Source organism: Pseudomonas pharyngis (assembly GCF_021602345.1).
In the GTDB taxonomy this organism is placed as follows: domain Bacteria; phylum Pseudomonadota; class Gammaproteobacteria; order Pseudomonadales; family Pseudomonadaceae; genus Aquipseudomonas; species Aquipseudomonas pharyngis.
Genome location: NZ_BQID01000010.1, coordinates 1 through 14554 on the forward strand (window position 1 = coordinate 1; position 14554 = coordinate 14554).

General features: G+C 60.5%; 11 protein-coding genes. 6 read left to right on the forward strand and 5 right to left on the reverse strand.

Annotated features, from left to right (window positions below):
• Window positions 1-74 precede the first annotated feature (74 nt).
• Window positions 75-776, forward strand: a complete 702-nt coding sequence (locus tag L6D74_RS20320) for a hypothetical protein (protein ID WP_236190159.1) — start codon at window positions 75-77, stop codon at window positions 774-776.
• A gap of 439 nt (window positions 777-1215) precedes the next feature.
• On the opposite strand, the gene L6D74_RS20325 is transcribed toward L6D74_RS20320, so the two are convergent.
• Window positions 1216-1848, reverse strand: coding sequence for a TetR family transcriptional regulator (locus tag L6D74_RS20325; protein WP_064593995.1), 633 nt, complete (start codon window positions 1846-1848; stop codon window positions 1216-1218).
• A 266-nt stretch (window positions 1849-2114) separates the two neighbouring features.
• Here L6D74_RS20325 and emhA point away from each other — a divergent pair, with 266 nt between their 5' ends.
• From emhA to L6D74_RS20350, 5 genes are all read left to right on the forward strand, one after another.
• Complete coding sequence (emhA, locus tag L6D74_RS20330) at window positions 2115-3272, forward strand: efflux RND transporter periplasmic adaptor subunit EmhA (protein ID WP_236190160.1); 1158 nt, start codon at window positions 2115-2117, stop codon at window positions 3270-3272.
• 3 nt (window positions 3273-3275) lie between these two features.
• Entirely contained in the window at window positions 3276-6440 is a 3165-nt protein-coding gene (gene emhB / locus L6D74_RS20335) for an efflux RND transporter permease subunit EmhB (protein ID WP_236190163.1), read from the forward strand.
• Window positions 6437-7897 carry an efflux RND transporter outer membrane subunit EmhC gene (gene emhC / locus L6D74_RS20340; protein WP_064593991.1) on the forward strand — a complete coding sequence of 487 codons (1461 nt, stop codon included), beginning with the start codon at window positions 6437-6439 and terminating at the stop codon, window positions 7895-7897. The genes emhB and emhC overlap by 4 nt, the downstream gene beginning before the upstream one ends.
• A gap of 288 nt (window positions 7898-8185) precedes the next feature.
• A complete protein-coding gene (locus tag L6D74_RS20345; protein WP_236190165.1) occupies window positions 8186-9445 on the forward strand; it encodes an OprD family porin in 1260 nt (419 codons plus the stop codon).
• A gap of 187 nt (window positions 9446-9632) precedes the next feature.
• Window positions 9633-10439 (forward strand): methyltransferase domain-containing protein, encoded by an 807-nt coding sequence (locus L6D74_RS20350; protein WP_236190167.1) that lies wholly within the window; start codon window positions 9633-9635, stop codon window positions 10437-10439.
• 51 nt (window positions 10440-10490) lie between these two features.
• Here the strand turns inward: L6D74_RS20350 and pcaC are convergent, their stop codons facing one another.
• The 4 genes from pcaC to L6D74_RS20370 are packed head-to-tail and all read right to left on the reverse strand — an operon-like array spanning window position 10491 to window position 14404.
• Window positions 10491-10883 carry a 4-carboxymuconolactone decarboxylase gene (gene pcaC / locus L6D74_RS20355; protein WP_041070503.1) on the reverse strand — a complete coding sequence of 131 codons (393 nt, stop codon included), beginning with the start codon at window positions 10881-10883 and terminating at the stop codon, window positions 10491-10493.
• A 10-nt stretch (window positions 10884-10893) separates the two neighbouring features.
• A complete protein-coding gene (gene pcaD, locus L6D74_RS20360) occupies window positions 10894-11685 on the reverse strand; it encodes a 3-oxoadipate enol-lactonase (RefSeq protein WP_236190168.1) in 792 nt (263 codons plus the stop codon).
• A 12-nt stretch (window positions 11686-11697) separates the two neighbouring features.
• Window positions 11698-13062, reverse strand: coding sequence for a 3-carboxy-cis,cis-muconate cycloisomerase (locus L6D74_RS20365; protein ID WP_236190170.1), 1365 nt, complete (start codon window positions 13060-13062; stop codon window positions 11698-11700).
• A 46-nt stretch (window positions 13063-13108) separates the two neighbouring features.
• Window positions 13109-14404 (reverse strand): MFS family transporter, encoded by a 1296-nt coding sequence (locus tag L6D74_RS20370; RefSeq protein WP_039771430.1) that lies wholly within the window; start codon window positions 14402-14404, stop codon window positions 13109-13111.
• Window positions 14405-14554 lie beyond the last annotated feature (150 nt).

Sequence of the window (14554 nt, forward strand, 5' to 3'; positions counted from 1 at the left end):
ACATAGCTCGCATGCACAACGACCTTGGTACTGTTATTTTCGCACCCTCAAACTAAACAAAAAGAGAAACCGTCATGAATGACACAACAAACAACACCGCTTCAAAAGACGAAAACAATCATGAAGAAACTCAAATCAAAACATTCGAAAACACTACTCTAAACTCCATTTTATCAAGCTCAACCTATTTAATTAATCCAGTCGCCGCTGGTATTTTAGGTACTGTGCTTTCCAGCGTCACCGACGACGAACCCACCAAGACCACTAACCACTCAAAACCCGAAGATGAATTTAAAACCGTTATCAAAAAAGCTCAACAACACGAAGAAAAAACCTGGAATACGATTAAACACGAAGGCAATAACAGTATTCTGATCAATATCTACAACGGAACCTCGGAAAAATTTTCACTCACCCAATGCAGCTGGGATACCAGTGGATTCCAAGGAGAGGATCTGGTCATCCACCCGTGGAAATACATGCAGTTCATACTACGCAGCACGCCTCCAGCGATTTCTGGTGGGGCGAAACGGCGCAGATCCACCCCCGTCGGACATGCGTTTACTTACTCCGGTGAAAAACAGGCCTTTCATTTCACAACCTCAGTAAAGTTAACGGCCCCCTATGAACCGTTCGCCTTTGACACGAAAATAATCCCCAAACGCGAACATAACGTTCGTTCTATTGGCAAAAAACCACTGACCTGCGAATCTCATATAACCCGGCAACAGCCCGCTCGCCCTTATAGCTATGCCATAGTGATCAACTTAGGTTAAGTACGACCGCCGCCCGTATAACCAATTATTGGGCTGTCGGGAACTGAGATTACATAGTTCGCAACCATTCAAGTAAAAAGATTCCTTTGTTCGTAAAGCGGTATGCACTCAAGGATGCTCCACGGTCGGCCACATCGACTACCCGACAGTATTCGTCAATTACAGAAACACGAAAAAAGCCCTGGACTCGAAAGAGTCGGGGCTTTTTGTTTATCGTAGGTCTGACGCAGCTCCAATAGGGGATCACGTCAGGATTGATTGTCTGGCACTTACCCTCTCTCACATTCCAGACACAAAATTCCTACAAAATACTGAGCTAGCAATCTGTCAATCAAGTGAACGTGCGTATATAAAAGCAGCCCATCACCGCAGCGTGCGTGAAGCACCGTTCATTTTCAACATCACGGTTGACACCCACGGACCAATAACGAATTTTGTTTCATTTGCGCAGGCTGGGGCTCCAGCGCAGCATGTCCAGCCCCGTATCGACCCAACGCTCCGCCTCGGCGTACAGATCGAAGGCGTCCGGCGCCAGGAGCCATCCATAAAGGAGGCCGTCGATATAGGCGTGAATGCTGATGGCTGCCCGGGCGGTGTCGAGGTCCGCCGGCAACTGCCCACGATTGACCGCGTTACTCAGTGTCAGCGCGATCCGCACATTGCAATCGAGGCTGGCGGTCCGGCGCTGCTGACGCAGATCGCACATTTCATCGGTGAACTCGCACTTATGAAACAAAATTTCGTTGATACGCCGGGTCTTCGGATCCAGTGCAACTTTATGAAACAAATGAATCAGCAATTGGCGCATGCAGCCCAGTGGATCGGGTTCGTCCTCGCTTTCGCTGGCCTTGGCCAGTTCGTCCAACGGCTCATGCAGAGTATCGAGCATGGCTTGCAACAGATCGGCCTTGTTGCTGAAGTGCCAGTAGATGGCTCCGCGCGTCACCCCGGCCAGGGTCGCGATATCCGACAATGTCGTGCGCGCCACGCCCCGCTCATAGAAGGCTTTCTCGGCCGCTTCGAGAATCTGGCTGCGCGTTTCCTGAGCTTCCTCTTTGGTACGACGGACCATGGCAGTAAAACCTCAAACAGGATGTTTCAGGGATGGCTGAATATCCGCTGAATAAAAAAGGGTCGATCTCTCGCGGATCGGCTCCCCGGCCTACAATTTCAGACCTTGCGACGACTTTTGTAACAGGATGGATACGACGCCAAGGTGTTTACAAACAACCATGAACGTAAGTATATTCATTAGCAAGCTACTTATCCACCCGATAACCCTTTTTTACCCTTCCACACTTCTTGTGCGCTTTTCGCGCGCCTGACCCGAGGATCTTCATGCAATTCAAGCCAGCTGTTACCGCTCTGGTCACTGCCGTCGCCCTGGCATCGCTGCTCAGCGGATGTAAAAAGGAAGAGGCGGCTCCCGCCGCACCACCTCCTCAGGTCGGCGTCGTCACCCTGCAACCACAAGCCTTTACTCTGACTTCCGAACTGCCGGGCCGCACCAGTGCATTCCGCATCGCCGAAGTTCGTCCGCAGGTCAACGGCATCATTCTCAAGCGTCTGTTCAAGGAAGGCGGCGATGTCAAAGCCGGCCAGCAGCTGTATCAGATCGATCCGTCGGTTTATGAAGCGACCCTGAAAAGCGCCGAAGCCAACCTGCGTTCGACCAAGTCGATCTCCGACCGCTACAAGCAACTGGTCGACGAGCAGGCCGTCAGCCGTCAGGAATACGACACCGCCGTGGCCAACCGCCTGCAATCGGAAGCGTCGTTGCAAAGCGCGCAGATCAACGTGCGTTACACCAAGGTCTACGCACCGATCTCCGGTCGCATCGGCCGTTCTTCGGTGACCGAAGGCGCGCTGGTCAGCAGCGGCCAGACCGACGCGATGGCCGTGATCCAGCAACTGGACCCGATCTACGTCGACGTTACCCAGTCCTCGGTCGAGTTGCTGGAATTGCGTCGCGAACTGGAAAGCGGTCGTCTGCAGAAGGCCGGCGACAACGCCGCTGCCGTCAAGCTGACCCTCGAAGACGGCAGCCAGTACAAGCTCGACGGTAAGCTGGAATTCTCCGAAGTGTCGGTCGACCAGACCACCGGTTCCGTGACCCTGCGCGCCGTGTTCCCGAACCCGGACCACACTCTGTTGCCGGGCATGTTCGTCCACGCGCAGTTGCAGGCCGGTGTGAACAGCGCCGCGATCCTCGCGCCGCAGCAAGGCGTGACCCGCGACCTCAAGGGCACCCCGACTGCGCTGGTCGTCGGTCCGGACAACAAGGTCGAGCTGCGTCAGCTCAAGGCCAGCCGCACCGTCGGCAGCCAGTGGCTGATCGAAGACGGCCTGAAGGCCGGCGATCGTCTGATCACCGAAGGGCTGCAATTCGTCAAACCGGGTGTTGAGGTCAAACCGACCGAAGCGACCAACGTCGGCAACAAGAACCCGGCCCCCGCTCAGGCAGCTGACAAAGCCGCCGGCGGCAAAGGGGAGTAATCCATGTCAAAATTTTTCATCGACCGTCCGATTTTCGCCTGGGTAATTGCCCTGGTGATCATGCTGGTCGGGGCACTTTCGATCCTGAAACTGCCAATCAACCAGTACCCGAGCATTGCGCCACCGGCCATTGCAATCTCGGTGACCTACCCGGGTGCTTCGGCACAGACGGTTCAGGACACCGTGGTGCAAGTGATCGAGCAGCAGCTCAACGGTATCGACAACCTGCGTTATGTGTCCTCGGAAAGTAACTCCGACGGCAGCATGACCATCACCGCGACCTTCGAGCAAGGCACCAACTCCGACACCGCGCAGGTCCAGGTCCAGAACAAGCTGAACCTGGCCACCCCGCTGCTGCCGCAGGAAGTGCAGCAACAGGGTATCCGCGTGACCAAGGCAGTGAAGAACTTCCTGCTGGTGATCGGCGTGGTGTCGCGTGACGGCAGCATGACCAAGGACGACCTGTCCAACTACATCGTGTCGAACATGCAGGACCCGATCTCCCGGACCGCCGGTGTCGGTGACTTCCAGGTCTTCGGTGCCCAGTACGCGATGCGCATCTGGCTCGACCCGGCCAAGTTGAACAACTTCAACCTGACCCCGGTCGACGTGAAAACCGCGATTGCGGCGCAGAACGTCCAGGTTTCGTCCGGTCAGCTCGGCGGCTTGCCTGCCGTGCAGGGCCAGCAGCTGAACGCCACGATCATCGGCAAGACCCGTCTGCAGACCGCCGAGCAGTTCAAAGAGATTCTGCTCAAGGTCAACAAGGACGGCTCGCAGGTTCGCCTCAAAGACGTCGCCGACGTCGGCCTGGGTGGCGAGAACTATGCGATCAGCGCCCAGTTCAACGGCAGCCCGGCGTCCGGTCTGGCGGTGAAACTGGCCAACGGCGCCAACGCCCTCGACACCGCCAAGGCACTGCGCAAGACGATTGACGACCTCAAGCCGTTCTTCCCGCAAGGCATGGAAGTGGTGTTCCCGTACGACACCACCCCGGTGGTGACCGAGTCGATCAAAGGCGTGGTTCACACCCTGGTCGAAGCGATTGCGCTGGTGTTCCTGGTGATGTTCCTGTTCCTGCAGAACTTCCGCGCCACCGTCATCACCACGATGACCGTGCCGGTGGTATTGCTCGGTACTTTCGGCATCCTCGCAGCGGCCGGTTTCAGCATCAACACCCTGACCATGTTCGGCATGGTGCTGGCCATCGGCTTGCTGGTGGACGACGCCATTGTCGTGGTGGAAAACGTCGAGCGGGTGATGAGCGAAGAAGGCTTGTCACCGAAGGAAGCGACCAAGAAATCCATGGGCCAGATCCAGGGCGCCCTGGTCGGTATCGCCCTGGTGCTGTCGGCGGTGTTGCTGCCGATGGCATTCTTCAGCGGCTCCACCGGTGTGATCTACAAGCAGTTCTCGATCACCATCGTGTCGGCCATGGCGCTGTCGGTACTGGTCGCGCTGATCTTCACCCCGGCGCTGTGCGCCACCATGCTCAAAGCGATTCCGCACGGTGAGCACGGCACGCCGAAAAAGGGTTTCTTCGGCTGGTTCAACCGCAACTTCGACCGTGGCGTCAACAGCTACGAGCGCGGTGTCGGCAACATGTTGTCGCGCAAGGCGCCGTATCTGCTGGCGTACCTGCTGATCGTGGTCGGCATGATCTGGCTGTTCACCCGCATCCCGACCGCGTTCCTGCCGGAAGAAGACCAGGGCGTTCTGTTCGCCCAGGTGCAGACACCCGCCGGTTCCAGTGCCCAGCGCACTCAGGTGGTGGTGGATGAAATGCGTGAATTCCTGCTGCGTCCGACCAAGGACGGCGGTGAAGGCGACGCAGTAGCCTCGGTGTTCACCGTGACCGGCTTCAACTTCGCCGGCCGTGGCCAGAGCTCGGGTATGGCGTTCATCATGCTCAAGCCGTGGGACGAACGTAACGCCGACAACAGCGTGTTCAAACTCGCCGCCCGCGCCCAGCAGCACTTCTTCAGCTTCCGCGATGCGATGGTGTTCGCCTTCGCCCCGCCGGCCGTACTGGAGCTGGGTAATGCCACCGGTTTCGACGTGTTCCTGCAGGACCGCGCCGGTATCGGTCACGAACAACTGATGGCCGCGCGCAACCAGTTCCTCGGCATGGCCGCGCAGAGCAAGGTGCTCACGCAGGTCCGTCCGAACGGTCTGAACGATGAACCGCAGTTCCAGCTGGAAATCGATGACGAGAAGGCCAGTGCCCTGGGCATCACCATCTCCGACATCAACAACACCCTGTCGATTGCGCTGGGCAGTAGCTACGTCAACGACTTCATCGACCGTGGTCGGGTGAAGAAGGTGTACGTGCAGGGCCGGCCAGACTCGCGCATGAGCCCGGAAGACCTGAAAAAGTGGTACGTGCGCAACGCCGCCGGCACCATGGTTCCGTTCTCCGCGTTCGCCAAGGGCGAGTGGATCTACGGTTCGCCGAAGCTGGCGCGTTACAACGGCGTTGAAGCGGTTGAGATCCTCGGTGCCCCGGCGCCGGGTTATTCCACCGGTGAAGCGATGGCCGAAGTCGAGGCGATTGCCAAGAAACTGCCGGCCGGTGTGGGTATCTCGTGGACCGGTCTGTCGTACGAAGAACGTCTGTCCGGCTCACAGGCTCCGGCGCTGTACGCCCTGTCGCTGCTGATGGTGTTCCTGTGTCTGGCGGCGCTGTATGAAAGCTGGTCGATTCCGATCGCGGTCATGCTCGTGGTACCGCTGGGGATCATCGGTGCACTGATGGCCACCAGTCTGCGCGGTCTGTCGAACGACGTGTACTTCCAGGTGGGTCTGTTGACGACTATCGGTCTGGCGGCTAAAAACGCCATTCTGATCGTCGAGTTCGCCAAGGAATTGCACGAGCAGGGACGCAGTCTGCGCGATGCGGCCATTGAAGCCTGCCGCATGCGTCTGCGACCGATCATCATGACGTCGCTGGCCTTCGTCCTCGGTGTTGTACCGTTGGCTATCTCCACCGGCGCAGGCTCGGGCAGTCAACACGCGATCGGTACCGGCGTGATTGGCGGTATGCTCACCGCGACGATCCTGGCGATATTCTGGGTTCCACTGTTCTTCGTCACTGTGTCGTCCATGGGTCAGCGCAAAAACGCCGGCAAGGATGACGCCATAGAAACTCCTAAAGAGGCTGGCCAATGAGCAAGTCGCTACTCTCCATCGCAGTCGCCGCCTTCGTGCTGAGCGGTTGCTCGCTGATACCGGATTATCAGCAGCCGCAAGCACCGGTGGCGGGCCAATACCCGCAGGGCCCGGCGTACTCGCCGGCCCAGGCACCGGCGCAGGCCGCTGCTGAGCAGGGCTGGAAGCAGTTTTTCCATGACCCGGCCCTGCAGCAGCTGATCCAGGTGGCCCTGGAAAACAACCGCGACCTGCGTGTCGCGGCGCTGAACATCGACGCCTACGCGGCTCAATACCGCATCCAGCGCGCCGATCTGTTCCCGGCCGTGTCGGCCAATGCCAGCGGCAGCCGCCAGCGGGTTCCGGCCCGTGCGTCGCAGACCGGTGAAGCGGCCATCAGCAGTTCCTACTCCGCTACCGTCGGCATCAGCGCCTACGAACTCGACCTTTTCGGTCGGGTTCGCAGCCTGAGCGAACAAGCGCTGCAACAATACTTCGCCACCGAAGAAGCGCGCCGCAGCACCCAGATCAGCCTGGTGGCCAGCGTGGCCAACGCCTACCTGACCTGGCAGGCCGACAAGGAACTGCTCAAGCTGACCCAGGACACCCTCGGTGCCTTCGAGGAAAGCTACAAACTGACCAGCCGCAGCAACGAAGTCGGTGTGGCCTCGGCGCTGGACCTGGCGCAGTCGCGTACCTCGGTCGAGAACGCCCGGGCACAACTGGCGCGTTACACCCGCCAGGTGGCCCAGGACGAAAACAGCCTGACCCTGCTGCTCGGCACCGGCATCCCGGCCAACCTGCAAGCGGCCAAACCGCTGTCGGATGACCTGCTGGCCGACGTACCGGCCGGTCTGCCGTCGGATCTGCTGCAACGTCGTCCGGACATCCTTCAGGCCGAGTACAACCTGAAGGCCGCCAACGCCAACATCGGCGCGGCCCGTGCAGCGTTCTTCCCGAGCATCAGCCTGACCGCCAACGCGGGCAGCCTGAGCCCGGACCTGTCCGGCCTGTTCAAGGGCGGTTCGGGCACGTGGCTGTTCCAGCCGCAGATCAACCTGCCGATCTTCAACGCCGGCAGCCTGCGCGCCAGCCTCGACTACGCCAAGATCCAGAAGGACATTGGCGTGGCGAACTACGAGAAGTCCATTCAAACGGCCTTCCAGGAAGTCGCCGACGGCCTGGCCGCGCGCCAGACCTACACCGAGCAGTTGCAGGCCCAGCGTGATTTCGTTCAGGCCAACCAGGATTACTACCGCCTGGCCGAGCGTCGCTATCGCATTGGCGTCGACAGCAACCTGACCTTCCTCGATGCCCAGCGTCAGCTGTTCAGCGCACAACAATCGCTGATCACCGACCGCCTCGCGCAGCTGACCAGTGCGGTCAACCTGTACAAGGCCCTGGGCGGTGGCTGGAATGCGCAGACCGCGCAGAACGAGCCGCTCAAAGAAGAAGCGCCGAAGATGAAGTTGTTCTGATCATCTGCTGAATACAAGAAGCCCACCGTTTGGTGGGCTTTTTGTTGCCCGCAAATCTTGCGTTCGATAATCGCCCAAATTCCACTTTCACCGATTGAATCGCCTCGCCCGCGCCCCGCACCATTCGAGCCACAAAACCAATAACAACAGGTTCGACACCATGCTCCCGCGCCCTGCTCCTCCCGGCTGATCACCGCCGCTTCGCCTCTGAATCCATCGAATGTCTGCGCCTTGAAAAACGGTCGCAGCGCCCCCGTTTGCCCAAAAAAACAAGAGAGACCCGAGCCCATGACAACCTCCCCTGCGCCCTACGCACTTCCCGGTCTGATCGCCCTCGCCCTGGCCGGCATCGCGATGCCCGCTGCGGCAGAAGAAACCGGTTTTATCGACGGGGCCAAGGTCAACCTGAACCTGCGCAACTTCTACATCAACCGCAACTTCACCAACCCGACCAAGGCTCAGGGCAAGGCTGAAGAGTGGACGCAGAACTTCATCCTCGACGCCAAATCCGGTTTCACCCAAGGCACCGTCGGGTTCGGTCTGGATGTGCTGGGGTTGTACTCGGTGAAGCTCGATGGCGGCAAAGGCACCGGCGGCACGCAATTGTTGCCGCTGGATCATGACGGACGCCCGGCGGACAACTTCGGCCGCACCAACGTCGCCTTCAAGGCGAAGCTGTCGCAAACCGAAGTGAAGGTCGGCGAGTGGATGCCGGTGTTGCCGATCCTGCGCTCGGACGACGGCCGCTCGCTGCCGCAGACCTTTCGCGGTGGCCAGATCACCTCGAAGGAAATCGATGGCCTGACCCTTTATGGCGGCCAGTTCCGCGCCAACAGCCCGCGTGACGACAGCAGCATGAGCGACATGTCGATGACCGGCAAAGCCGCGTTCACCTCCGACCGCTTCAACTTTCAGGGTGGCGAATACGTGTTCAACGACAAGCGCACCCAGATCGGCCTGTGGAACGCTGAACTCAAGGACATTTACAGCCAGCAATACGTCAACCTGATCCACAGCCAGCCGCTCGGCGACTGGACGTTGGGCGCCAACCTCGGTTTCTTCTACGGCAAGGACGACGGCAGCGCCCGCGCCGGCGAGCTCGACAACAAGACCTGGTCGGGGATGTTCTCGGCAAAATACGGTGGCCACACCTTCTACGTCGGCCTGCAGAAACTCACCGGCGACAGCGCCTGGATGCGCGTCAACGGCACCAGCGGCGGCACCCTGGCCAACGACAGCTACAACGCCAGCTATGACAACGCGCAGGAACGCTCCTGGCAGGTCCGCCACGACTACAACTTCGTTGCCCTGGGCATCCCTGGCCTGACCCTGATGAACCGTTACATCAGCGGCGACAACGTGCACACCGGCACCATCACCGACGGCAAGGAATGGGGCCGCGAATCGGAACTGGGCTACACCGTGCAGAGCGGCACGCTGAAAAACCTGAACGTCAGATGGCGCAACTCGACCATGCGCCGCGACTTCAGCAACAACGAGTTCGACGAGAACCGCCTGATTGTCAGCTATCCGATCAGTTTGCTGTAGGTATCAATCCCCCTTAGGTGCCACCCGTCAGGATGTGTGGCACTTCGGCGGGCGTCGATTAGAGTGGAATCACCTGAAGGACTCAGGTGCCTCACCCTTCCCGCTTCCGTTATCTGTTGATGTTGGTCCCCAAGACTCGAGCCAGGCTGTCATCGGAAGACACTGCTGATCACCGGAGGATCACCTCATGATCACTCGCCTCAACACGCCACCCGACTGGGACGCCAAGGCGTACCAGCAGTTTTCCCGTCTCAGGCAACAACCGGTCGTTGAATTGCTCGGCCGCGTCGAACTGAACGATCCGAAACTCATTTATGACCTCGGTTGCGGCACCGGCATTGCCACGCAACTGTTGGCCGAACGCTGGCCGCGTGCGCAGTTGCGGGGCATCGACAGTTCGGCACAGATGCTCGATCAGGCCCGCAGCCTGCCGATCAAGGCGTCGTGGCAGCACTGCAATCTGCTCGACTGGCAACCCGAGCAATCGGCCGACCTGCTGCTGGCCGCAGCCGTGCTGCACTTTATCGACGACCATGAGCAACTGCTGCCCCGTCTGCTCGGCCACATAAACCCCGGCGGCTGCCTGGCCGCGCATATGCCGGACTGGCGTGATGCGCTGTGGTATCAGCTGATGCTCGACACCCTCAACCATGCCGGACCCTGCGGCCGCCCCATCGGCACTGCGCAATTGCGCCAGCGCATGGCCGCGCGGACGTTGTTGTCGCTGGAGGATTACTACCGGCTGCTGGCCCCGCTGACCCAATCACTGGATATCTGGGAAACCGAGCAGTTGCAGGTGGTCGACGGCAAGTCGCCGGTTTATGACTGGGTGAAGGTGTCGGCGCTGCGGCCGGTGATGCAGGGGCTGACGTCGGAGGAACAAGCGCGCTTCATTTATCACTACCTGAGGCGGGTGCATGCGCATTATCCGCAGGAGGAAAATGGCCATACGTTGTTTGCGTTCAAGCGGACTTTCATTGTTGCCAAGGTATGAAGTTCAAAGGATCGCAGCCTTCAACAGGCTGCGCCCCCTCGAATTCGGCGATTACTCGCGAGATTCGATACCCAGCTCATCCCACACCGATTCAGCCAGATGAAACGTCGCATTCGCCGCCGGAATCCCGCAGTAGATCGCGCTCTGCATGATCACTTCCTTGATCTCGCCGCGACTCACGCCATTGTTGGCCGCCGCCCGCAGGTGCAACTTCAGTTCACCTTCGCGGTTCATGCCGATCAGCATGGCGATGGTGATCAGGCTGCGGGTGTGGCGTGGCAGGCCCGGTCGGGTCCAGATGTCGCCCCAGGCGTGACGGGTAATCATCTCCTGGAATTCCGAGTTGAACTCGGTCAGCGTGGTCAGGCTGCGATCGACGTGGGCGTCGCCGAGCACCGCGCGGCGCACTTGCATGCCGTCGTCGTAACGTTGTTTCTCGTCCACGGAAATCCCCTCAATCGGCCAGCAAAAAGGTCAGCACGCGGTCGCTGAACGCGTCGCCGGCCTGAACGTTGGAAAGGTGCGCCGCATAAAACTCGGCGTACTCGGCGCCGCGCACATGCTCCTGAATGAAATGCCCGCCGGACGGTGGCGTCACCGCATCTTCGGTACCGGCGATCACCAGCAGCGGCACCGTGATCGACGCCAACTGCTCGCGGAAATCCGCATCGCGCACCGCTGCGCAGTTGGCGGCGTAACCTTCAGGATGGGTCGCGGCCAGCATGTCGGTAATCTGCTTCGCTGCTGCCGGATGGGCGGCAGAAAAGTCCGGAGTGAACCAGCGGGCAATCGATGCATCACGCAACGCGACCATCGCCGCCGGGCCGTCACGCAGCACGGTTTCGATGCGCGGGTTCCACACCGACGGATCGCCGATTTTCGCCGCCGTGTTGCAGACGATCAGTTTGTTCAGCCGCTGGCCGGCGTTGATCCCCAGCCACTGGCCGATCAGGCCGCCCATCGACAGACCGCAAAAATGCGCGCGTTCAATGTGCAGCGCATCCAGCAGCGCCAGCACGTCGCGGCCCAGTTGCTCGATGCTGTAAGGGGCCGGCGTCACCAGCGACTGGCCGTGCCCGCGAGTATCGAAACGCAGCACGCGAAAATGTTCGGTGAAGGCCGGCATCTGCACGTCCCACATGTGCAGGTCGGTGCCCAGCGAGTTCGACAGCACCAGCACCGGTGCATCGACCGGGCCTTCCAATGAGTAATGCAGTTCGCCATCGGCGAGTTGAACGAAAGCCACAGCCCTCTCCTTTCAGTCAGACAATGCGTTGTGTTCGGCCACTGCCCGCTCGACCCAGACTTGCGCCTGACCGAGGTAATGGGCGGGATCGAGCAGATGATCCAGTTCGGTTGCGCTCAGTTCGGCGATCACCTGCGGTTCGTCACCGAGGACCGCTCGCAGATGACGCTGTTCGGCCACCGCCCGTTTGCAGCATTGCTCGAGCAGATGATGCGCGGTGTCGCGGCCGACCCGTTGCGCGAGGACGATGCTCACCGCTTCGGCCAGCACCAGACCTTGGGTCAATTCCAGGTTGCGGGCCATGCGCGCGGCATCGACCTCCAGACCGTCGGCCAGCAGCCGCGCCTGTTGCAGTGCGCCCGACACCAGGCAGCAGATGTCCGGCAGGGTTTCCCATTCGGCGTGCCACAGACCGAGGCTGCGTTCGTGTTCCTGCGGCATGGCGCTGAACAGCGTCGACACCAGCCCCGGCACGCGGGCGGCGGCGCCGATCAGCACCGCCGCGCCCACCGGGTTGCGTTTGTGCGGCATGGTCGAGGAACCGCCCTTGCCCGGCGCCGACGGCTCAAACACTTCCGCCGCTTCGGTCTGCATCAACAGGCTGATGTCGCGGCCGAACTTGCCGAGGCTGCCGGCGATCAGACCGAGCACCGCGCCGAACTCGACGATGCGATCACGCTGGGTGTGCCACGGTTGTTCCGGCAGGGTCAGGTGCAGTTCTTCGGCCAGCGCCTGGGCAATCGGCAATGCCTGTTCGCCGAGCGCCGCGAGGGTGCCCGAGGCGCCGCCGAATTGCAGCACCAGCAGCCGTGGCTTGAGCTCGCGCAGACGCTGACGGCTGCGCGTGATCGCACCGAGCCAACCGGCGATCTTCATGCCGAGCGTCACCGGCGTCGCGTGTTGCAGCCAGGTGCGCCCGGCCAGCGGCGTCGCGGCGTGGCGCTGCGCCTGAATGGCGAGAGCGTCGGCCAGTTGCGCCAGTTCCCCTTCAATCAATTCCAGCGCCTGACGCAATTGCAGCACCAGACCGGAATCCATCACGTCCTGACTGGTGGCGCCCAGATGTACATAGCGCTCGGCTTCGGCATCGGTCGCGGCGATCTGTTTGCCCAATGCCTTGACCAGCGGAATCGCCGAATTGCCGGCCGTGGCAATCGCCTCGCCCAGCGCTGCGAAATCGAACAGTCCGGCGTGGCAGGCGTTTTCGATCGACTCGACTGCGCCCGCTGGAATCAACCCGACACGCGCTTCGGCCCGGGCCAGCGCCGCTTCGAAGTCGAGCATCGCCTGTACCCGGCCCTGATCGCAGAACACGTCGCGCATATCGCGGGCAGTAAAGTAGGCATCGAACAATTGATTGCCCGGTCGCTGAGTCATAAACAGTCCTTGCCGGCGCGGGCCGGTGTGGCCCGCGCGCATCGGTTTAAAGATCGTGGTGCAAATACTTCGCTTCTTTGGGCAGGCGCAGGCTGAACAGGAACGCCACGGCCATCATGATCGTGACATACCAGTAGAACGCGTTTTCCATGCCGCCAGCCTTGAGGCTCAGGGCCACGTATTCTGCCGAACCGCCGAAAATCGCGTTGGCCACCGCATAGGCCAGGCCGACGCCGAGGGCGCGGACTTCCGGCGGGAACATCTCGGCTTTCACCAGACCGCTGATCGAGGTGTAGAAACTGACGATAGCCAGCGCCACGGTGATCAGCACGAAAGCCAGGAACGGGCTGCCGACACTTTTCAGGCTGAGCAGGATCGGCACTGTGAACAACGTGCCGAGGCCACCGAACCAGAGCATCGAGTTACGCCGGCCGATCTTGTCGGCGAGCATGCCGAACAGCGGCTGCATGCACATGTACAGGAACAGCGCGCCGGTCATGATGTAGCTGGCGGTCTTGGCGTGCATGCCGGCGGTGTTCACCAGGTACTTCTGCATGTACGTGGTGAAGGTGTAGAAAATCAGCGAGCCGCCGGCGGTATAGCCGAGCACGGTGATGAACGCAGCCTTGTGATCGCGGAACAGTGCGCGGATGCTGCCGGCGTCCTTGTTCTCGCGCATTTCCTTGCTGGTGGTTTCTTTCAGCGAACGGCGCAGGAACAGCGAAATCAGCGCGGCGGCCGCACCGACCACGAACGGAATCCGCCAGCCGTAGGCACGCAATTCTTCTTCAGAGAGGAACTGTTGCAGGATCACCACCAGCAGCACCGCCAGCAGTTGCCCGCCGATCAGGGTCACGTACTGGAACGAGGCGAAGAACCCGCGCTGGCCCTTGAGCGCGACTTCGCTCATGTAGGTCGCGGTGGTGCCGTATTCACCGCCCACCGACAGGCCTTGCAGCAGACGCGCGAACAACAGCAGTAGCGGCGCCCAGACGCCGATGTCCTTGTAGGTCGGCAGGCAGGCGATCAGCAACGAGCCGAAGCACATCATCAGGATCGAGATCAGCATCGAGTTCTTGCGCCCGTGCTTGTCCGCGACCCGGCCGAAAATCCAGCCGCCGATCGGTCGCATCAGGAACCCGGCGGCGAACACGCCTGCCGTGTTGACCAACTGCACCGTGGGGTTGTCGGAGGGGAAAAACGCCGGGGCGAAATAGATCGCGCAGAAGGCGTAGACATAGAAGTCGAACCATTCGACGAGGTTGCCGGACGACGCGCCGACAATGGCAAAGATGCGCTTGCTGCGCTCTTCACCGGTGTAATGGGAGGTGAGGGTTGTCATTGTTTTTCACTCGATAGGGACAGTGAGAGTCTAGACACACTTTGCAACAGCCCCGTTCCACAGACACTCTGCGCCGCAAATCTCTGTGGGAGCGGGCTTGCTCGCGAAGGCGTTGGATCAGCCAACATCACTGTCGACTGACACACCCTC